Source organism: Thauera sp. 28, from assembly GCF_000310145.2.
In the GTDB taxonomy this organism is placed as follows: Bacteria; Pseudomonadota; Gammaproteobacteria; order Burkholderiales; family Rhodocyclaceae; genus Thauera; species Thauera mechernichensis.
Genome location: NZ_AMXA01000005.1, coordinates 49,528 through 68,915, shown reverse-complemented (window position 1 = coordinate 68,915; position 19,388 = coordinate 49,528). Strand labels below are relative to the sequence as shown.

23 protein-coding genes are annotated in these 19,388 nt (G+C 66.3%); 15 read left to right on the top strand and 8 right to left on the bottom strand.

What is annotated here, in order from left to right; genetic code table 11:
• Nucleotides 1–1,128 (bottom strand): homoserine O-succinyltransferase MetX, encoded by a 1,128-nt coding sequence (metX, locus tag C662_RS05985; RefSeq protein WP_037982233.1) that lies wholly within the window; start codon nucleotides 1,126–1,128, stop codon nucleotides 1–3.
• A gap of 195 nt (nucleotides 1,129–1,323) precedes the next feature.
• Between metX and thiS the strand changes: the two genes are divergently transcribed.
• The 14 genes from thiS (at nucleotide 1,324) to C662_RS05920 (ending at nucleotide 12,314) form a co-directional block, all read left to right on the top strand.
• Complete coding sequence (thiS, locus tag C662_RS05980; protein ID WP_002926118.1) at nucleotides 1,324–1,527, top strand: sulfur carrier protein ThiS; 204 nt, start codon at nucleotides 1,324–1,326, stop codon at nucleotides 1,525–1,527.
• A gap of 84 nt (nucleotides 1,528–1,611) precedes the next feature.
• Entirely contained in the window at nucleotides 1,612–2,397 is a 786-nt protein-coding gene (locus C662_RS05975) for a thiazole synthase (RefSeq protein ID WP_002926116.1), read from the top strand.
• Complete coding sequence (gene trmB / locus C662_RS05970) at nucleotides 2,394–3,128, top strand: tRNA (guanosine(46)-N7)-methyltransferase TrmB (RefSeq protein ID WP_002926113.1); 735 nt, start codon at nucleotides 2,394–2,396, stop codon at nucleotides 3,126–3,128. The genes C662_RS05975 and trmB overlap by 4 nt, the downstream gene beginning before the upstream one ends.
• A gap of 54 nt (nucleotides 3,129–3,182) precedes the next feature.
• A complete protein-coding gene (sppA, locus tag C662_RS05965; RefSeq protein WP_002926110.1) occupies nucleotides 3,183–5,033 on the top strand; it encodes a signal peptide peptidase SppA in 1,851 nt (616 codons plus the stop codon).
• Nucleotides 5,034–5,109: 76 nt separating this feature from the next.
• Nucleotides 5,110–5,739 carry a YbhB/YbcL family Raf kinase inhibitor-like protein gene (locus tag C662_RS05960; protein WP_002926109.1) on the top strand — a complete coding sequence of 210 codons (630 nt, stop codon included), beginning with the start codon at nucleotides 5,110–5,112 and terminating at the stop codon, nucleotides 5,737–5,739.
• A gap of 124 nt (nucleotides 5,740–5,863) precedes the next feature.
• Nucleotides 5,864–6,799 carry a hypothetical protein gene (locus C662_RS05955; protein ID WP_002926108.1) on the top strand — a complete coding sequence of 312 codons (936 nt, stop codon included), beginning with the start codon at nucleotides 5,864–5,866 and terminating at the stop codon, nucleotides 6,797–6,799.
• A gap of 16 nt (nucleotides 6,800–6,815) precedes the next feature.
• On the top strand, nucleotides 6,816–7,955 hold the full coding sequence (locus tag C662_RS05950) for a toxic anion resistance protein (protein ID WP_002926107.1): 1,140 nt from the start codon (nucleotides 6,816–6,818) through the stop codon (nucleotides 7,953–7,955).
• 103 nt (nucleotides 7,956–8,058) lie between these two features.
• On the top strand, nucleotides 8,059–8,781 hold the full coding sequence (locus C662_RS05945; RefSeq protein ID WP_002926106.1) for an alpha/beta fold hydrolase: 723 nt from the start codon (nucleotides 8,059–8,061) through the stop codon (nucleotides 8,779–8,781).
• Nucleotides 8,782–8,935: 154 nt separating this feature from the next.
• A complete protein-coding gene (locus tag C662_RS05940; protein WP_002926105.1) occupies nucleotides 8,936–9,616 on the top strand; it encodes an SDR family oxidoreductase in 681 nt (226 codons plus the stop codon).
• A gap of 437 nt (nucleotides 9,617–10,053) precedes the next feature.
• Nucleotides 10,054–10,509, top strand: a complete 456-nt coding sequence (locus tag C662_RS05935; RefSeq protein WP_002926103.1) for a hypothetical protein — start codon at nucleotides 10,054–10,056, stop codon at nucleotides 10,507–10,509.
• 88 nt (nucleotides 10,510–10,597) lie between these two features.
• Complete coding sequence (locus C662_RS20260; RefSeq protein WP_157354466.1) at nucleotides 10,598–11,038, top strand: zinc ribbon domain-containing protein; 441 nt, start codon at nucleotides 10,598–10,600, stop codon at nucleotides 11,036–11,038.
• 45 nt (nucleotides 11,039–11,083) lie between these two features.
• The gene (locus C662_RS20010; RefSeq protein ID WP_198291738.1) at nucleotides 11,084–11,377 is read left to right on the top strand and encodes a hypothetical protein; all 294 of its coding nucleotides are present in this window, start codon (nucleotides 11,084–11,086) and stop codon (nucleotides 11,375–11,377) included.
• A 136-nt stretch (nucleotides 11,378–11,513) separates the two neighbouring features.
• The gene (locus C662_RS05925) at nucleotides 11,514–11,831 is read left to right on the top strand and encodes a hypothetical protein (RefSeq protein WP_037982216.1); all 318 of its coding nucleotides are present in this window, start codon (nucleotides 11,514–11,516) and stop codon (nucleotides 11,829–11,831) included.
• A 15-nt stretch (nucleotides 11,832–11,846) separates the two neighbouring features.
• Nucleotides 11,847–12,314: a helix-turn-helix domain-containing protein gene (locus C662_RS05920; RefSeq protein WP_002926101.1), complete on the top strand. Its 468-nt coding sequence runs from the start codon at nucleotides 11,847–11,849 to the stop codon at nucleotides 12,312–12,314.
• Nucleotides 12,315–12,429: 115 nt separating this feature from the next.
• On the opposite strand, the gene C662_RS05915 is transcribed toward C662_RS05920, so the two are convergent.
• The 7 genes from C662_RS05915 to C662_RS05885 all read right to left on the bottom strand — a co-directional run bounded on the left by C662_RS05915 (nucleotide 12,430) and on the right by C662_RS05885 (nucleotide 18,427).
• Nucleotides 12,430–13,278, bottom strand: a complete 849-nt coding sequence (locus tag C662_RS05915; RefSeq protein ID WP_232431451.1) for an SDR family oxidoreductase — start codon at nucleotides 13,276–13,278, stop codon at nucleotides 12,430–12,432.
• Between the two features lie 38 nt (nucleotides 13,279–13,316).
• Nucleotides 13,317–13,811 carry an OmpA family protein gene (locus C662_RS05910; RefSeq protein ID WP_002926099.1) on the bottom strand — a complete coding sequence of 165 codons (495 nt, stop codon included), beginning with the start codon at nucleotides 13,809–13,811 and terminating at the stop codon, nucleotides 13,317–13,319.
• Between the two features lie 176 nt (nucleotides 13,812–13,987).
• Nucleotides 13,988–15,211 carry a radical SAM family heme chaperone HemW gene (gene hemW / locus C662_RS05905; RefSeq protein WP_002926098.1) on the bottom strand — a complete coding sequence of 408 codons (1,224 nt, stop codon included), beginning with the start codon at nucleotides 15,209–15,211 and terminating at the stop codon, nucleotides 13,988–13,990.
• Nucleotides 15,208–15,813: an RdgB/HAM1 family non-canonical purine NTP pyrophosphatase gene (rdgB, locus tag C662_RS05900; RefSeq protein ID WP_002926097.1), complete on the bottom strand. Its 606-nt coding sequence runs from the start codon at nucleotides 15,811–15,813 to the stop codon at nucleotides 15,208–15,210. The genes hemW and rdgB overlap by 4 nt, the downstream gene beginning before the upstream one ends.
• A 3-nt stretch (nucleotides 15,814–15,816) precedes the next feature.
• Complete coding sequence (rph, locus tag C662_RS05895) at nucleotides 15,817–16,536, bottom strand: ribonuclease PH (protein WP_002926095.1); 720 nt, start codon at nucleotides 16,534–16,536, stop codon at nucleotides 15,817–15,819.
• Between the two features lie 8 nt (nucleotides 16,537–16,544).
• The gene (locus C662_RS05890) at nucleotides 16,545–17,468 is read right to left on the bottom strand and encodes a PP2C family protein-serine/threonine phosphatase (protein WP_002926091.1); all 924 of its coding nucleotides are present in this window, start codon (nucleotides 17,466–17,468) and stop codon (nucleotides 16,545–16,547) included.
• Nucleotides 17,469–17,479: 11 nt separating this feature from the next.
• On the bottom strand, nucleotides 17,480–18,427 hold the full coding sequence (locus C662_RS05885) for a serine/threonine-protein kinase (RefSeq protein WP_002926089.1): 948 nt from the start codon (nucleotides 18,425–18,427) through the stop codon (nucleotides 17,480–17,482).
• Nucleotides 18,428–18,518: 91 nt separating this feature from the next.
• On the opposite strand from C662_RS05885, the gene C662_RS05880 reads away from it, so the two are divergent.
• Nucleotides 18,519–19,385 (top strand): YicC/YloC family endoribonuclease, encoded by an 867-nt coding sequence (locus C662_RS05880; protein WP_002926087.1) that lies wholly within the window; start codon nucleotides 18,519–18,521, stop codon nucleotides 19,383–19,385.
• Nucleotides 19,386–19,388 lie beyond the last annotated feature (3 nt).

The window sequence follows — 19,388 nt, the reverse complement described above, 5'->3', positions numbered from 1 at the left end:
TTATACCTCTATGCGGTCGAACCAGGCCGACAGCAGCTTGTGGTAGCGCGTCTCGTCGAGCAGGAAGGAGTCGTGGCCGGCCGGGCAGTCGATCTCGGCGTAGCTGACGTTGCGCTTGTTGTGCAGCAGCGCGTAGACGATCTCGCGCGAGCGTGCGGGCGAGAAGCGCCAGTCGGTGGTGAACGACACCACCAGGAAGTCGGCCGTGGCGCGCGCCAGGGCTGCGTCCAGGTTGCCGCCGTATTCGAAAGCGGGGTCGAAGTAGTCGAGCGCCTTGGTGGTCAGCAGGTAGGTGTTGGCGTCGAAGTAGCCGGCGAACTTGTCGCCCTGGTAGCGCAGGTAGGATTCGATCTCGAACTCGACGTCGTAGCTGTAGGTGTTGCGGCCGTGGCGCAGGCTGCGGCCGAATTTCTCCGCCATCGAATCGTCGGACAGGTAGGTGATGTGGCCCACCATGCGCGCCAGCTTGAGCCCGCGCGCCGGCACCACGCCGTGCTCGTAGTAGTGGCCGCCGTGGAACTCGGGGTCGGTCAGGATGGCCTGCCGCGCCACCTCGTTGAAGGCGATGTTCTGCGCGGTGAGCTTGGGTGCGGCGGCGATCACCGCCACATGGCCGACGCGCTCGGGATACTGCAGCGCCCACGACATCGCCTGCATGCCACCGAGCGAGCCGCCCACCACCGCGGCGAAGCGGCGGATGCCGAGCTGGTCGGCCAGGCGAGCCTGCGACTCCACCCAGTCCTCGACGGTGACGAAGGGGAAGTCTGCGCCCCACAGCTTGCCGGTGGCGGGGTTGATCTGGTTGGGGCCGGACGAGCCGTAGCAGCCACCGAGGTTATTCACCCCGATGACGAAGAACTTGCGCGTGTCGAGCGGCTTGCCCGGACCGACCAGGTTGTCCCACCAGCCGACATTGTGCGGCGCGTCGGCGTAGGTGCCGGCAACATGGTGCGAACCCGACAATGCATGGCATACCAGCACCGCGTTGCTGCGCTCGGCATTGAGCGTGCCGTAGGTCTCGTAGATGAGGTGGTAGCTGTCCAGCGTGCCGCCGCCGCGCAGCGCAAGCGGCGTGGTGAACTCGGCCCGCTGCGGCGTGACCACGCCGACCGATTGGGGAGGGATCATCTTCGTCATCTGCAAAAACAAAAACCCAGTCGGCTGCAAACGCGGACTGGGTGCCCTCGCTTTAGCCGTATTTGTTGAGCGCCCGCAAGCTGTTGATCAAATCGGCGCTAGGTGGATGGAAGTTAGCGCCGGGCCAGCCAAAAGTCAAACGCGCTGGCGTGATAAGATTTTTGCCCGCCGATACCTCCGAACACCATGATCCAGGTCATCCTCAACGGCCAGCCCGAGATGCTGGCTCCCGATCTCACCGTGCTCACCCTGCTCGAGGCCCGCGGGCTCGCCGGCAAGCGCCTCGCGGTCGAGCGCAACGGCGAGATCGTGCCCAAGGCTCGTCACGCAGAGGTGAAACTCGCCGACGGCGACAGGCTCGAAATTGTCGTCGCGGTCGGCGGCGGCTGAGCCCGGCGCGGCGATCACGACAAGATCCAGGCGCGCCACTCGCGCGCATCCCCACAATACGGAACAGCACAGGCTCATACCATCATGAACGACCCCTTGGTCATCGCCGGCAAGGCCTACGGTTCGCGCTTGCTCGTCGGCACCGGCAAGTACAAGGACTTTGCCGAGACGCGCGAAGCCATCGACGCCAGCGGCGCCGACATCGTCACCGTCGCCATCCGCCGCACAAATATCGGCCAGAACCCGGGCGAACCCAATCTGCTCGACGTGCTGCCGCCGGAGAAGTTCACCATCCTCCCGAACACCGCCGGCTGCTACACCGCCGACGACGCGGTGCGCACGCTGCGACTGGCGCGCGAGCTGCTGGACGGCCATGCCCTGGTGAAGCTCGAGGTGCTTGGCGACCCCAAGAACCTGTTCCCCAACATGCCCGAGACGCTGAAAGCCGCCGAGACCCTGGTCAAGGATGGCTTCGACGTCATGGTGTACTGCGCCGACGACCCCATCCAGGCGAAGATGCTGGAAGACATCGGCTGCTGCGCAATCATGCCGCTGGCTTCGCTGATCGGCTCCGGCATGGGCATCCTCAACCCCTGGAACCTGCGCCTGATCATCGACAACGCCAAGGTGCCGGTGCTGGTCGATGCCGGCGTGGGTACCGCGTCGGATGCGGCGATCGCCATGGAGCTTGGCTGCGACGGCGTGCTGATGAACACTGCGATCGCCGCCGCCGGCCGTCCGGTGCTGATGGCGAGTGCGATGAAGAAGGCGGTCGAGGCCGGACGCGAGGCCTTCCTCGCCGGGCGCATGCCACGCAAGTTCTACTCGGCCGACCCGAGCTCGCCGACCCAGGGGCTGATCGGTTCATGAGCGAGACGCACAACGCGCAGGTCGAGATCATCGGCCGCGACAGCCCCGAGCACCGCTTCTCCAGCCGCAGCATCCGCAGCTTCGTGCTGCGCCAGGGGCGCATGTCCGAGGCGCAGCAGCGCTACCTCGACGAGGTGCTGCCCAAGGTGGGTATCGACTACCGCGTCGGGCCGCTCGATCTGGATGCGGCCTTTGGACGCCAGGCGCCGAAGATCCTCGAGATCGGCTTCGGCATGGGCGAGACCACGGCGCGCATCGCTGCGGCGATGCCCGACCGCGATTTCCTCGGCATCGAAGTCCATACCCCTGGCGTGGGTGCGCTGTGCAAGCTGATCGCCGAGGGCAACTTGGGCAATCTGCGCATCATGCAGCACGACGCGGTCGAGGTCATGCGCGACATGATCGCCGACGGCGCGCTCGCGGGTGTGCATCTGTTCTTCCCCGACCCCTGGCGCAAGAAGCGGCATTTCAAGCGTCGCATCGTGCAGCCGGACTTCGTCGCCCTGGTGGCGCAGAAGCTCGCTCCGGGCGGCTACTTCCACTGCGCAACCGACTGGGAGGACTACGCGCACTGGATGCTCGAGATCATCTCGGCCGAACCCCTGCTGCAGAACACCGCCGACGGTTTCGCGCCGCGACCCGACTATCGCCCGCTGACGAAATTCGAAAACCGTGGTCTCAGGCTGGGACACGGCGTGTGGGACCTGGTGTATCGCCGTCGTAGCGACTGATCCTGCCCCCACCGACGCAGCCCGACCGACCCATCCGAGCAAGGACCCCAAGGCGTGATACGAGGCCTGTTCCGCTTTCTCTTCAACATGCTGCGCATGTTCGTGCGCCTGCTCGACCTCGTCGTGCGCGGCGCCTTCTATGCGCTGATGATCTTCGGCATCGGCGCCCTCGTCGCCTTTTTCCTGCGCCCCGAGCCGGCGGTGCGGGAGGGCTCGGCGCTGGTACTGCGTCCGGTGGGGATGATCGTCGAGCAGGCCGCGCTCGAGCCGCCGCTCGCGCTGCTGCGCGCTGGCGGCGCGCCGGCCGGCCAGATGCGGCTTGCCGACCTGGTCGAGGCGGTGAAGGCGGCCCGCGACGACAAGCGCATTGCCGCGCTGGTGATCGAGACCGACGAACTGGTTGGTGGTGGCCTGTCCAAGCTCGCCGAGCTTCGTGCCGCCATCGAGGACTTCAAGACCTCGGGCAAGCCCGTGCTGGCGCGCGGCGAACGCTTCACCCAGTCGCAGTACTACCTTGCGTCGGTGGCCGACGAACTGCACCTGTCGGCGGACGGTTTCGTACTGCTGCGCGGCCTGGCGCGCTACGGCACCTATTTCAAGGACGCGCTCGATCGCCTCGGCGTGAAGGTGCATGTGTTCCGCGTTGGCGAGTACAAGTCCTTCTCCGAGCCCTTCACCCGCAGCGACATGTCCGATGAGGATCGCGAGTCCTCGCGCGATCTGCTGCAAGGCCTGTGGCAGGTGATGCGCGACGACATCGCCGCCAGCCGCAAGCTGAGCCCTGAGGCGGTCGACGCGCATGTAAACGGTATCCGCGACGCGCTCGCTGCGAGCGCCGGTGATGCGGCGCAGGCGGCATTGGCTGCCGGGCTGGTCGATCGTTTCAGCACCCGCGACGAATGGCGCGCCCGCCTCATCGAACGGGTCGGCAAGGATCCCGACAATGATGACATCCGCCGCATCGGCGTCGGCCGCTACCTGGCACTGGTCGGCCAGGAGGCAGACAGCGCGGACGAGCGCATCGCCGTCATCGTCGCCCAGGGCACCATCGTCGATGGCATGGAGCCTTCCGGCGTAGTGGCTGGCGACACCTTCGCGCGCCTGATCCGCTCGGTGCGCGAGGACGACAGCATCAAGGCCCTGGTGATGCGCATCGACAGCCCCGGCGGCAGCGCCTGGGCGTCCGAGCTCATTCGCCACGAGCTCGAGCTCACCCGTCAGGCGGGCAAGCCGGTGATCGCCTCGATGAGTTCGGTCGCCGCCTCGGGCGGCTACTGGATTGCGGCCGGGGCCGACGAGATCTGGGCAGTGCCGGCCACCGTGACCGGTTCGATCGGTATCTTCGGCATGTTCCCCGAGTTTGCCGAGCCGCTGCGCCGCCTGGGTATCGGCGTCGATGGCGTGGCCACCGCGCCGCTGGCTGGCGCCCTCGACCCGCGCCGGCCGCTCGATCCGGTGGCAGCCGATGCGATGCAGCTCAGCATCGAGCACGGCTACCGCCGCTTCCTGGAGACGGTCGCGCGGGCGCGTGGCATGACCCCCGACGAAGTCGATGCGGTTGCGCGTGGCCGGGTGTGGACGGGTGCAGCGGCGGCCGAGCTTGGCCTCGTCGACCAGCTCGGTGGCCTGCAGGCGGCGGTCGATGCGGCAGCGCGGCGTGCAGGCATCGAGCGTTACGAGGTGGTGTGGCCCGAGGCCCGCGAATCCTTCGAGCAGCGCCTGCTGCGCCGCCTGATGCGTGCTGGCGAGGAGCTTGGCATCGAACTTGGCCTGCAGTTGGGCGGTGGCTCGCGTCCGGGGGCGCTCGCGCTCGTCATCGACGAGGTGCAGACCGCGGCGGGCGAACTGCTGCGCTGGAACGATCCTCAGCACATGTACCTGCACTGCCTGTGCGAGGCGCCCTGAGGCGCGGCCCCGTGATGTGCGCGCCTGCGATGCCGAACAGCCTTCCCAACAAGCTTCAACCAGCGAGGAGACAGCCTTGAAACTGAGCAGCCAGAGCTTCACCGACAGCGCCCCCATCCCGGGCGAGTTCGCGTTCTGCATTCCGGCCGACGAAGGTCACGTCTGCCTGGGCGGCAACCGCAATCCGCAGCTGTCGTGGGCAGAGGTGCCGGCGGGTACGCAGTCCTTCGTGCTGATCTGCCACGACCCCGATGTGCCCAGCAAGGGTGACGACGTGAATCAGGAGGGGCGCAGCGTGCCCGCCAGCCTGCCGCGTGTCGATTTCTTCCACTGGGTGGTGGTCGACCTGCCCGCCGACCTGCGCGCGATCGACGCCGGCCATTTCTCGGGCGAGGTCACGCCCGGCGGCAAGCCCGGGCCCGAGACTGCGCTCGGCGCACGCCACGGCGTCAATGACTACACTGCCTGGTTTGCCGGTGACGAGGCGATGAAGGGCGACTACCACGGCTATGACGGCCCTTGTCCGCCTTGGAACGACGAGATCATCCACCACTACGTGTTCACGCTCTACGCGCTGGACGTCCCGCGTTGTGCCGTGGATGGGCGCTTCACGGGCCAGGACGTGCGTGCGGCGATTGCCGGCCATGTGCTCGCCGAGGCGAAGCTGACAGGCACGTATACGCTCAACCCCGCCTTGCGCGGCTGAGCGGGCGACGGAAGACGGCCATCGCCAGGCGCCACAACGAACGCTCGGATCAGGGCGCCTCGCCCGCCGAGGCGAAGAACGGACCGACCTGAGGGCACCCGGGCGCCGGGAAGCGGAGGCATCGATGTTCGAATTCCTGCAGGGCTTTGCCTTTGGCCTGTTCGTCACCTTCGTGCCCTGGTTCGTGGCCGGGCTGTACGATCCGCGCCTGGCCGTGCCGGAAGAGCTTGCCACGCGCTGGCAGGTGATCCTGCGTTACGCGGTGGCGATGCCTGCGCTGGCGATGCTGTTGTTCCTGACCTCGCTGTGGGGTGGGTTCGGTGCCAGCCTGGGCGGCTGGCTCGCCGGTCTGGTCGCGGTGCCGACAGCGCTTTTCCTTGAGCGGCGCTGGTGGCGCTGGCGTGCGGCACGGGCGGGGCGCGAACGTGCCGCTATCCGGGAGCGCCAGCGCGACGAACTGGCCCAGGCGCACCGCGAGCGCGACCTGCTTACCCTCGATCCCGCCCTCGCGCCTACCAACGCCGATGCGGTGGTGCTGCAGCTGTGGGAGGTCAAGCGCGAGCTTGTCGGCCTGCGCCGCCCCGACCTCGCCGTGCAGGCCGACCGCCTGTTCACCCGCTACCAGCGCGCGCTCGCCGTGCTGGACGACAAGTTCGATACGCGCGAGCTCACCTACGAGCGCGCCCGTGGCCTGGTCGCCGAGGTAGGTCGCGAGGCCAGCGCCGGGCTGGGTGCGATGGTCGAGCTGGTGCACGGCAGCGCCGGCCTGGATGCCGATTTCGTGCGCGAGCGTCTCGAGCGCGCCCCCGCGCGCCTCAATCCCACCGAGCGCGAAGCGCTGCAGCGCCGGCTGGCGATTGCCGATGAGACCGAGCGCCGGCTGGCCGAGATTGCCGCCGGCAATGAGGCCGCGCTCACCGCGCTCGACCATGTTGCGGTCGCGGTCGCCCGCATCGACACTGGCCGCACACAGTCCGGCAGTGCGGGCAACATGGAGCAGGCGCTGCAAGAGCTGCGCCGCTTTGCCGAGCGTGCCGGTCTGTACGGCCGCCAGCCCTGAACCGAGGAGTGTTGCAATGAGCCTGTCACTGCCCCCGATCGAGGACATCGCGCGCGAAGCGGTGCCGCCCCAGCCTGCGGAGGCGCCCGAAGACGCCCAACTCGCCGCCACCGCCGACGCCTTCGTGCGCGATGTCCTCGCCGTCGACGAGGCCGAGCTGCAGCGCCAGCGCGAGGCGGTCGACACCATGGGCGTCGAGTTGCAGCGCCAGGCCGCCTGGCGCAGCGAGATGCTGCAGGCGCCGATCCGCAAGCTTGCCCATCAGGGCGACGAAGGCGGCCCGGTGGCCCAGGCCCTGATGGCCTTGCGCGACAAGATGCAGGACCTCGACCCTGCGCGCCAGACGCTGAGTGGCGACGGCCTGTCGCGTGCGCTGTCCTTCATCCCCGGCGTCGGCAAGCCGATGCAGCGCTACTTCCAGAAGTACGAGAAGGCACAGGATGCACTCGACGCCATCATCCGCGACCTGCAGGCCGGTGCCGACATGCTGCGCCGCGACAATCTTACCCTGGCCGACGACCAGCAGTCCCTGCGCGCCATCCTCGCCCAGCTCGAGCGCCAGGTCGAACTCGGCCGCATGATCGACCGCCGCCTCGCCCGCGAGGCCGCGGCCACCGGCCTGCCCGCAGCGCGCCGCGCCTTCGTCGAGGAGGAGCTCCTGTTCCCGCTGCGCCAGCGCATCATCGACCTGCAGCAGCAGGTCGCGGTGAGCCAGCAGGGCGTGCTCGCGCTCGAGGTGGTGATCCGCAATAATCGCGAGCTGATCCGTGGCGTGGACCGCGCAATCAACGTCACGGTGTCGGCGCTCAACGTCGCGGTCACGGTGGCGCTGGGCCTCGCCAACCAGCGCCTGGTGCTCGACCGCGTTGCAGCGCTCAACGACACGACCTCTGCACTCATTGCCGGCACCGCCCAGGCGCTGCGCACCCAGGGCGTGGACATCCAGAAGCGTGCCGCTTCGACCATGCTCGACATGGGTCAGCTCGAGCAGGCCTTTGCCGACGTCATTGGCGCCATCGACGACCTGTCGCGCTACCGCCAGGAGGCCCTGCCCAGGCTCGACGCCCAGATCGACCGCCTCGCCGCGCTCGCCAGCCAGGGCGAGCAGGCGATCCGCCGCATGGACGAGGGCAATCGCGCCGACCCGCAACGCTGACCTTCCCTGTCGGGACTCCCGCTTGAACGCTAAACCACAACACACAACGAGCCAGGACGCCTGGGTCGACGGCCGCCAGGGCCGCCTCTTCGTGCGCAGCTGGATGCCTACCGAGCCTTCGGCGCGGGCGCCGATCGTGCTGTTGCACGACTCGCTCGGCAGCGTCGAGCTGTGGCGCGGCTTTCCTGCCGAGCTGTGCAAGGCCACTGGCCGCCAGGTGTTCGCCTATGACCGCCTCGGTTTCGGCCGCTCCGACCCGCATCCGGGCAGGCTGGCGCAGGACTTCATCGCCAGTGAGGCCGAAGCCGATTTCGCCGCCGTCATCGACCAGCTCGATCTCGCGCGCTTCATCGTCTTCGGCCACAGCGTGGGCGGCGGCATGGCGGTGAACTGCGCCGTGCGTCATGCCGCGGCATGCGTCGCCCTGATCACCGAATCCGCCCAGGCCTTCGTCGAGGACCGCACCGTCGCGGGGATCGAGGACGCGCGCGAGCAGTTCAAGGACCCCGGCCAGGTCGAACGTCTCGCGCGCTACCACGGTGACAAGGCGCGCTGGGTGCTCGACGCCTGGATCGGCTCCTGGCTGCACCCGGACTTCGCGGCCTGGTCGTTGCGCGTCGTGCTGCCCGAGGTCAAGTGTCCGAGCCTGGTGATCCACGGCATCGACGACGAGTACGGCTCCCCAGCGCATCCGGCGCTGATTGCCGAGCTCAGCGCCGGCCCGGCGCAGCTGGCGCTGATGGCCGAGACGCGCCATGTGCCGCATCGCGAGCGCGAGGCGGAAGTCGTTGCCATGGTGAGGTCCTTCCTCAGCGCGCTGCCCTGAGCCGGAGCCGAACCGGCCCGTTTCTCCCCGATAGTGCCGATTCGCGCGCTTCGCTGCCCGCCGCGAGCGCAAGCCGAGCGCGCGTCTGCTTGCTATAAGTAAGGGGACGCAGCCCGAATTTGCCGGCGCTGTAACCACGCGGGGGAAACAGATCATGGAAAACGCACTCGCCGGCAAGCGCGTCCTCATCACCCAGGCCGATGCCTTCATGGGCCCCGTGCTGTGCGAAGTCTTCGCCGAGCAGGGCGCGGAGGTCGTCGCCAGCGCCGATGATCTTGCCGTGGTCGATGCGGCCGAGCGCGTGGTGCGCGCGGCCGGGCACATCGACGTCGTGGTCGCCAACCTGGCCATCAAGGCCCCATCGACCGCCGCGGTCGAGGTCACCGATGCCGAATGGCGCGACGTCTTCGCTGCGCTGGTCGACCCGCTGCCACGCCTGGTGCGCGCCGCTGCGCCGGCCATGGTCGAGCGCCGTGCGGGCAAGATCCTGCTTATGGGCAGCGCCTCGGCCCTGCGCGGCATGAAGCGCGCCTCCACCTACAGTGCCGCGCGCGGCGCGCAACTGGCCTATGTGCAGGCGATCGGCGTGGAACTGGCCGCGCACAACGTGCAGGTCAATGCCGTCGCGCAGAACTTCGTCGATAACCCGACCTACTTCCCGCCCGAGGTGCAGGCCAACCCGCGCTTCCAGGAGCGGCTGGCGCGCGAGGTGCCGCTGGGACGTCTGGTGTCTGCGCGCGAGGATGCGCTGTTCGCGGCCTACCTGTGCAGCCCGGCCGCGGACTGTTTCGTCGGCCAGGTGTTTCCGGTCTGTGGCGGCTGGGTGGGGCGGTAGGCGAGGCTCCAGGCCGCCGCGCGCTGAAGCCTTCCAGCTGCGCCCGCCCCTCGGGGCGCTGCAACAACTGCGGGATGCCGGGGTGCCGCCAGAGAATCGGGGTGGCAGGGCGAAGCCTTGCACATCGCGCGGGAGCTCGGAAGCAGGGCTGCGCCGGGTGGGACAAGTAAGATGCTCTATATTCGGGCGAAGAACAAAAGGTAGAACTGGGAGGCGTTCAACGCGGACTCACATTCGTCCAGGGGCTGTCACTGGCCACCCATTCCGGATAGCGGTCATTCGAGCGAGGCGGTATGCTGCTGGCCTGTATGCCAAATCGGTCGCCTCGACTCGGAAAGCTGTCGGCTGCTGCTTTGCCTGCGTTGTTACTCAGTGGTTCGCGTAATCTTCGCTTCTAAACAGTAACTTGCAGAACACGTTAGCGGGAGAAAGTAGCGGTGAACGTGATTCTTACTTCAACAGTAATTGCAGCAATCGTAGCTGGGCTCGTTGCCGCCTGGACCGCGCAGCGAAAGATTAGCATCGAGAACATCACGCAAGACCGCCGATCTTGGCGTGAGAAGGTCAGAGTAAAGTCGCTTACCGTCCACGACGCCATAATTTCCCGTGACAAAGAATCGCTGGATAAGCTTAGGGTAGAGTTCAGGGCGATTCTGAACCCAGAAGATGAAGATGATGGCGCGATCATCAGGTGTATTTCTCTTCCCGACGAGGGAAAGGAGCTTGAGCGTGCCGAGGAATTCGCGGAACGAATAGCGCTTCTGCTCAAACACGATTGGGAGCGTGTTAAGTTGGAGGCAGGTCCGCTCGTAATGAGGGTGAAGGTGGTTCGTGATTGGATCGTCAGGATTTCTTACGAGCCGGCGCGGGCGAAATATGAGCAGAAGCGCTAACAACAGCGTCAACTCGGACGCCCAACTGCGCTGCGCTCCGTTGGGCGCCGGTTACGCTGGTCGTTAGCAATAAAAAAGGAGAATCATCATGGCTATGATTAAATGTGCAGAGTGCAACAACGAAGTTAGCGATAAGGCATCGTCATGCCCAAAATGTGGCGCACCTTTGAGTCATTCAAGAATTAAAGAACAAAGGGCAGCAGTTACCCAGTCCCATCTGAACCAGGATCTTTCCGGTCCGTTCATGTTTCAAATTCTTATCGTTGCGATAGCTTCGGGGGTATACAAAGAATCATGGCTTGTATTTGGCGGAGCATTTCTTGGGTTAATGCTTGTTCTCATGATTCCGGTGGTAGGCAAAATCGTAGGCTTGGCGCTTGCCGGGGCATTCGGTTTTATCGGTTACATGCTGGGTAATGAGTGGTGGGGGCAAGAAGCTGGCTATGTATTTGGAGGATTGTTCTTTATTTTTTCTCTAGGTGCCAGCTTTGGTGGCATCGACTATATGAATGACATAATCAAAAAATAGCACTTATTCTAAATGGGTTACAAAAGTTGCCATAAGAATCTATAGGTGGATACTGTCATCTGTTCAATCAATTCTGGAGGTTCCCCTGTGCCAAATGCATATTTCCCCCACTCAGAGAAAATTGCATACGTAAAGGCCAGCGATCCACACCCTAAAAACACGCAGTACAGAATATCAATCGGATCAGAGGTCTGGGGCGGGGAGAACCATGAGGTTGTCAAGGTTCAAATGCTTTATGGCGTTGCAATCGCAGGGAGTAGAAGTCCTTCCTATCCGCTTGGTACCGACGACTTGCAGAGATTCATTAAGAAAGCGGAAGAACTCATTGCAAACAGGTAGTTGCTAACAATGGGCTCCAAGGGGCTGCAAAAAGCCCCGCTCGTTCATCGCTCAGCTTTTTGCCGTCCCTGAGCCCGAGCGTTGAACTAAACCGCTGACGCGGTGGCCGCGAACCCAGGCGTCACCGCGTTTTTTCATGACCTCTGCGCCGAAGACCTACCTTGAAGCTGGGGATGTCCCCGCGTTCAAGGAGAAGTGTCATGAGCCCCTTACGTCAGCAGATGATCGACGCGATGGTGCTGCGCGGATCGGCGCAAACCTGACGGTCGTCGCCATGGGGGTGCTGGCGGTCGTGACGGAGTATGCGCCGGCGCGTTCGACGCGCTTCGGCATGACCGGGCCGCTCGGGTTGTTCGCCAGGGGACTGCGCGGGGCGCTGTCGTGGTCGTGTCGCCCTGTGGTCACCTTCGTGTCGTTGCGACACCGGTGTGTTCCTCTAATCTGCAAGGCGTGATCTCAAGGAGTCCGGATGCAAGTGCAGAAACTCAGGCTTCAGCGTGGGTGGTCGCAGCAGCAGCTCGCGGAGCTCAGCGGTTTGAGCGTTCGCACCATTCAGCGCATCGAGAACGGGCAGACAGCCAGCGCGGAGTCCTTGAAGTCGCTGTGCGCGGTTTTCGAGATCGACTTCTCCACACTTTCAAGCGAACCGACCATGCCTGCTTCAGCCGCAGTCAATCACGATGAGCAGTTGGCCCTGTTCAGGGTCCGGAAGATCAAGGGTTTCTACATTCATCTTGCGCAGTATCTGGTTGTCATCGCCGGTCTGGGTGTCTTCAATCTGGTGAGCAATCCGCACAAACTCTGGTTCTTGTGGCCAGCGCTGGGCTGGGGGGTCGGCATCCTCGCGCACGCGGTGAGGACCTTCCACTGGCTACCCTTCTTGGGTGCGGAGTGGGAACGCAAGCAGGTGCAGAAGCAACTCGGCAGGCCGCTTTAGGGCGAGTGGAGTGCCGATGCAGGTGCGCTGAAGTGGGAGCGGCGCCAGCCGCGAGGGTCTGAGCGTGTTCATGCGCGGTGATTGCAACGCAGTCCCACCACCCGACGGAGTCAGGCTACTGCCGAGAAGATGCAGGTGCCGCAACGGCGCCAGCGAGGATGCCGCCATCGATGTTGAGTTCCGCCCCGTTCATGTAGGCGGCCTCGTCGGAGGCGAGCATCACGGCTACGGCGGCGACCTCCTCCGGCCGCCCGAAGCGTCGCAGGGGGCAATCCTGGACGAACTCGCGCATTCTGATCTCGCGCTCCGGACCCTCGCCCAGGAGCGGTTCCCACATGGGTGTCAGCACGGCGGCGGGGTGGATCGAGTTGCACCGGACCGGCAAGCCCTGCTCGGCGCAGTAGAGCGCCACGGTCTTCGTATGGTTGCGCACGGCGGCCTTTGACGAGGCATAGGCCGCGGCGCCGGGGATGCCGACCAGGCCGGAGCGCGAGGACACATTGATGATCGAGCCCGTGCTTGCCGATTGGCGCATCGCCTGAATGGCGTGCTTGCAGCCGAGAAACACACCGTCCAGATTCGTGCGATGCACGGCATGCCAATCCGCGAGCGAGGCATGTTCGGGGTCGTGCACCAGGCAACCGTCCTCGAATCCGGTGATCCCTGCGTTGTTGACCAGGACGTTCAGGCCCGCCGCTTCGCCAAGGATCTGCGCCATGGCCGCCTGCCAATGGGGTTCTTCGCGCACGTCGAGGTGTAGGTAGCGCGCATTGGCACCCAGGGCGGCGGCAAGCGCCTGGCCCATGTCTTCGTTGATGTCGCTCAGATAGACGAAGGCGCCATTTTCAACAAAGGTCGTGGCAATCGCTGCCCCGATGCCGCGCGCGGCGCCGGTCACCAAGGCGGTCTTGCCATCGAGTCGCTTCATAGCGCCGTTCCTCTCTTGTGCGAAAAAGCCGGGCATGCCCGGCTTTCGAGTCTTGTTCGCGTGCCGTGGTGCGCTTACTGCACCCGTACCTCGACCCTGCGCGCCTCCGCGGCGTCGCTGCCGCCGAGGGTGACGGCGGGGCGGCGCATCAGCACGCGCTCGGTGGGCACGCCGGCGGCGACGAGGGCGTCGCGCACCGACAGGGCGCGGTTCTTCGCCACTTCGGCGTTGACCGCTGCGCCGCCGGTCTCATCGTGGTAGCCGGACAACAGCGCGCTGGCCGTTGGTGTGGCTGCCAGTGCCGAGGCGACGGTGGCGATCTGCTCGTCGGCGGTCGCCGGCAGCGCGGCCTGGCCGAGCTCGAAGTAGATCTTCACCAGCGGTTCGCCGACTTCGGCGACGTCCACGAAGGCGACCTCACTCGCACCGTGCGCTGCAAGCGCCGGCGCCGCCTGCTTTCCGCCCAGCTGGTTGGCGGCCAGGCCGATGACGAAGGCGATGACCAGCGCGATGATGCCGAACACCACGCCCATCACGACGTTGAGCTCGCTGTCTTCCTGATCGAACATGTGCTGGATTCTCCTGTAGATGCGCGACCCGACGGCTCGGGCAGCGTGGACCGGATTCTATCGGAATGCGCTTGCAGCCGTATCCGGCGCTGCATCAGGGCAAGACTGGTGAGCCTCGACCACTCGCTCAGCGAGGCGGCCGCGCTTCAGTCTCAAGGTCGTGAGGGCTTGCACCCTCAATCCCGCAAGAACACCTGCAGCAACTCGTTCAGGAACCGCCGCCCCTGGAGCGTCGGCCGCAATTGCCCCTCTGCCATCTCCAGCAGCCCGCGCTCGCGCGCCTGCGCCAGCTCGTCGGTGATCGTCTCGATCGGCACCCCGGTGCGTGCGGCGAACAGCTTGGCCGGCACACCCTCGGTGAGGCGCAGCGCGTTCATCATGAACTCGAAGGGCAGCTCGGCTACCGACACCTCGCGCGCCTCCTGGATGAAGTCGTTGCGTGCCGCGCCTTCGAGGTAGCGCCCCGGGTGCTTGTGGCGCATCTCGCGGCGGATGCCTTCGTGGCTGGAGAGCTTGCCGTGGGCGCCGGGGCCGATGCCGAGGTAGTCGCCGAAGGTCCAGTAGTTGAGGTTGTGACGGCTCTGCTCGTGCGGGCGGGCGAAGGCGGAGGTCTCGTAGTGGGCGAAGCCGGCCGCGGCGAGGCGGGATTCGATCGCCTCCTGCATGTCGGCGGCGGTGTCGTCGTCGGGCAGCGCCGGCGGGTTGTGGGCGAAGGGGGTGTTGGGTTCGAGGGTGAGGTGGTAGCAGGACAGGTGCTGCACGCCGAAGCCGATTGCGGTGTCCAGGTCGGCAAGCGCCATGTCCAGGGTCTGGCCTGGCAGGGCGTACATGAGGTCGAGATTGACGCGCTCGAAGTGCGTGCGCGCAGCGTCGATCGCGCGTCGCGCCTCATCGCCGCCGTGGATGCGGCCGATCTTCGCCAGCATGGCGTCGTCGAAGCTCTGGATGCCGAGCGAGATTCGATTGACGCCGGCAGCGCGGTAGTCGCGGAAGCGCCCGGCTTCCACCGTGCCCGGGTTGGCTTCGAGCGTGACCTCGGCGAGCGGGTCGAGCGGCAGCAGCATGCGGATGCCGGTGAGCAGGCCGTCGAGCGTGGCCGCGGACATCAGGCTGGGCGTGCCGCCACCGATGAAGACGCTATGTACCCGCCGCCCCCAGACCTGGGGCAGTGCGTGCTGGAGGTCGGCGAGTACCGCATCGAGCCAGGCCTGCTCCGGGATGCCGCCCTCGCGCGGGGCGTGCGAGTTGAAGTCGCAGTAGGGGCACTTCCTCACGCACCAGGGAAAATGCACATACAGCGACAGCGGCGGAGGTGCCTCGAGCTGCGGACGCTCGGGTAGCGGCAGGGGCTTCGCCGGGGGGGTGACCGGGCTCAGCGGGATGATGCGGCGGCTGCTCACAGCGGGTAGTACTTGAGGCGGTCGAGCAGGTGGCGCATGGCGGCGCCGCGGTGGCTGAGGGTGTTCTTGAGCGCAGGTTCGAGCTCGGCGGCGGTCTGTTCGAGCTCGGGCAGCCAGAACAGCGGGTCGTAGCCGAAACCGCCCGCGCCGCGCTCGGCGGTGAGGATCTGGCCGTGCCATTCGCCGTCGGCGATCAGCGGGCGCGGGTCCTCTGCGTGACGCACCAGGACCACGGTGGAGTAGAAGTAGGCTGCGCGCTGGGCGGGCTCGGTGAGGTGCGCGAGCTTTTCCAGCAGCAGGGCGTTGTTGCGTGCATCCGACTTGGGCTCGCCGGCAAAGCGTGCGGAGATCACGCCCGGTGCGCCGCCTAGCGCTTCCACGCACAGGCCGGAGTCGTCGGCGACCGCCGGCAGGCCGGTGGCCGCTGCCGCGTGACGGGCCTTGGCGAGTGCATTCTCGACGAAGGTGGGGTGGGGCTCCTCGGCTTCACTGACGCCGAACACCGACTGCGGCACCACCTCGATCCCCAGCGGGGCGAGCAGGGCCTGCATTTCGGCGGCCTTCTTGACGTTGTTGCTGGCGAGGACGAGTCGCTTGCTCATGCTTCAGGCTCCATGAATGGCATTGCGTTGCAGTTCGAACAGGCGGCGGCCGCCGAGTTCGGCGAGGTCGAGCAGGGCGTTGAGTTCGGCGCGCGAGAAGGCGGCGCCTTCGGCCGTGCCCTGCACCTCGATCAGGCCACCGCCTTCGGTCATCACCACGTTCATGTCGGTGTCGCAGTCGGAGTCCTCGGCGTAATCGAGGTCGAGCACCGGGACGCCCTGGTGGATGCCCACCGAGACGGCGGCGACGAGCTCGCGCATCGGGTTGCGGGCGAGCTTGCCAGCGGCAACCAGGCCGACGAGCGCGTCATGCACGGCGACGCAGGCGCCGGTGATGGCGGCGGTGCGGGTGCCGCCGTCGGCCTGCAGCACGTCGCAGTCGATCACGACCTGGCGTTCGCCCAGGGCGGTGAGGTCGACCACGGCGCGCAGGCTGCGCCCGATCAGGCGCTGGATTTCCTGGGTGCGGCCACTTTGCTTGCCCTTGGCGGCTTCGCGCGCGCTGCGGGTGTGGGTGGCACGCGGCAACATGCCGTACTCGGCGGTGAGCCAGCCCTGGCCCTTGCCGCGCAGGAAGCCGGGAACGCTGTCGTCCACGCTGGCCGTGCACAGCACGCGGGTGTCGCCGAACTCGACCAGCACCGAACCTTCGGCATGGCGGGTGAAGCCGCGGGTGAGGCGCACGGGGCGCAGTTCGGCAGGTTGGCGGTTGCTGGGTCGCATGGAGGTTCCTATCGCTTGTCGAGTTTCTTGATGGTGTCGTTGATCTCGCGGATCGCGCGTTCGATCTCGTCGTCGTTGTCCAGCTCGCCGGAGGCGTCCGCACCCATGCTCGAGGTGTCGAGACGGGTGGTGTTGTCGTCGAGCGCCATCGTCCGTGTGGAGATCGCGTCGGCCATCGTTGCCTGACTGGCGTTGTCGGCATGCCAGCACATGGCGACGATGGACAGGTTGTCGGCACTGCTGCCGGCAGTGAGTTCTGCCTGCTTGAGGAGCTGGGGCACGCAGCGGCTGAGTGGGCCGCCGGTGAGTCCGCTGACGAGCGCATCGTCGCCCGCCGGGCCCCACACGCCGTCGCTGCACAGGGCGATGATGTCGCCGTCGCGCAGCGGTGTCCGGGCGGAATGCTCGATCTGCGGCGCGTGGCTGCCTCCCAGGCAGGAGTAGAGTCGATTGCGAGCGGGGTGGCTGTCGGCCTCGGCGGGCGTGAGGATACCCTGGTCGACCAGCAGTTGCGTGCGCGAATGGTCGCGCGTGCGCGTCACCACATGGCCGCGACGCAGCAGGTACAGGCGCGAGTCGCCGGCATGGGCCCAGTGCGCAGCGCCGTCCTGGATGACGCAGGCGACGATGGTCGTGCGCGGCGCCTCGGGCAGCGCGCGGTCGAGCGCATCGTCGAGGATGGCGTGATGGGCACCGGCGAGTGCGCGCGACAGGAACAGGCCAGGGTCGGGCAGGGCAGGGCGCGCCTCGCGCTGGAACGCCTGGACCACGTGGCGGGCGGCGATGTGCGCGGCCAGTTCGCCATGAAGGTGGCCGCCCATGCCGTCGGCGACGAGCATGAGCAGGGCATCGCGCGAATAGCAGTGCGCAATGCGGTCCTGGTTGTCGTTGCGCTTGCCGGTGCGGCTTTCCTGGTAGATCGTGAAACGCATGGGCAGTCTCTTCAGTTGCGTCCGATGAAGGACTTCAGCCTGCCGCCGAGGTCGGAGAACCAGCGTGCGGACGGTTGTGCCCCGGTGTCGCGCTGGATCAGCGCCTTCTGCAGGCTGTACACGCTCTGCGGCCGGGCCAGCGGGTCGAGCTTGAGGCACCAGTCCACGAGTTCGAGCAATTGTGGCGCGTAGTGTTCGGCATGGGTCTTCGCGACCGGCTGCAGGGTGTCCTTGGTGCTGCGTTCATCGGCACGCGGCGGCGCCTTGCCGGTGACGCTGGCATACAGGCTGGCGCCGACGCTGTAGATGTCTGTCCATGGGCCGAGCTGATCGCGCTTGTCATACTGTTCCGGTGCGGCATAGCCTGGCGTGTACATCGGCTTGAGCACCGGTTGGCCCACCATCAAGGTCTGGCGTGCCGCGCCGAAATCGAGCAGCACGGGCGTGCCGTCGGCACGCAGGTAGATGTTGGCCGGCTTGATGTCGAGGTGGAGCAGCTTGTGGGCGTGCACTTCGCGCAGGCCGTTGAGCATGCGGGCGAACACCGCGCGGATGAACAGCTCCTTGAGCTCGCCGCGGTGGCGCTGGATGTAGTCGTGCAACGTGCGGCCGCGCTCGAATTGCATCACCATGTACACCGTGCCGTTGGCGCGGAAGAAGTTGAGCACGCGCACCACGTTGGGGTGCATCAGCTTGGCGAGTGCGCGGCCTTCCTCGAAGAAGCACTTCATGCCGTAGCGGAAGGCGGCGCGGTGCTCGTCCGGGACCTGCGGTTCGATCTCGCCCTCCTTGCGCAGCGCGAGCGAATTGGGCAGGTACTCCTTGATCGCCACCGGGATGCCGGCCTCGTCATGAGCGAGGTAGACGATGGAGAAGCCGCCCAGCGACAATTGCCGCTCGATACGGTACTGGTCGAGCTGAAAGCCCTGTGGCAGCGCGAAGTTGGCTTGAGAGGGCATCTTCGTGGGCGCTAGAATCAGCTCTTTGCAGCTTCATTCCTGAGTGGGACCCGCAGTGTAATCGATCGCGCCGGGTTCCCGGAGACTCCACATGATCCACAGCATGACGGGTTTCGCGGTACAGACGCGAGACCTGGGCAGCGTTTGTCTGCACCTCGAACTGCGCAGCGTCAATTCGCGCTATCTCGACCTCGGCTTTCGTATCGTCGATGACCTGCGTGCGGCCGAACCCGCCATTCGCGAACGCCTGAGCGCCCGCCTGGGCCGTGGCAAGGTCGAATGCCGGCTCAACCTGCAGGCCGGCCATGGCGGTGCGCGCAGCCTGGCGCTCAACACCGCACTGCTCGATCAGCTCGCCGACGCCCAGGCCGGGCTGCGTGCGCGCTTTGCCGATGCCGCGCCGCTGTCGGTCAATGAGCTGCTGCGCTGGCCCGGCATGCTGGCTGACGACGGCCTCGGCTTCGACGAGATGCTGCCGGCGATCGTCGAGCTCACCAACGCCGCGCTCGACGAACTCGTCGCCACCCGCCGTCGTGAAGGCGACAAGCTTGCCGACATGATCCGCGAGCGCGTCGTGCGCATGCGCGAACTGGTCACCATCGCCACCCCGCGCATGCCGGCCGTTGTTGCCGAATACCAGGAGCGCCTCACGACCAAGCTGCGCGACGCAGTGGCCAGTCTTGACGAGGACCGCATCCGCCAGGAGGTGGCACTCTACGCGCAGCGCATCGACGTGGCCGAGGAGCTCACCCGGCTCGTCACCCACCTCGACGAGGTCGAGCGCATCCTCAAGGCCGGCGGGGCTGCGGGCAAGCGCCTGGATTTCCTGATGCAGGAGCTCAACCGCGAGGCCAACACCCTGGCCTCCAAGTCGCCCGCCACCGACATCACCGCCATCGCCATGGAGATGAAGGTGCTGATCGAGCAGATGCGCGAGCAAGTGCAGAACATCGAATAAGGA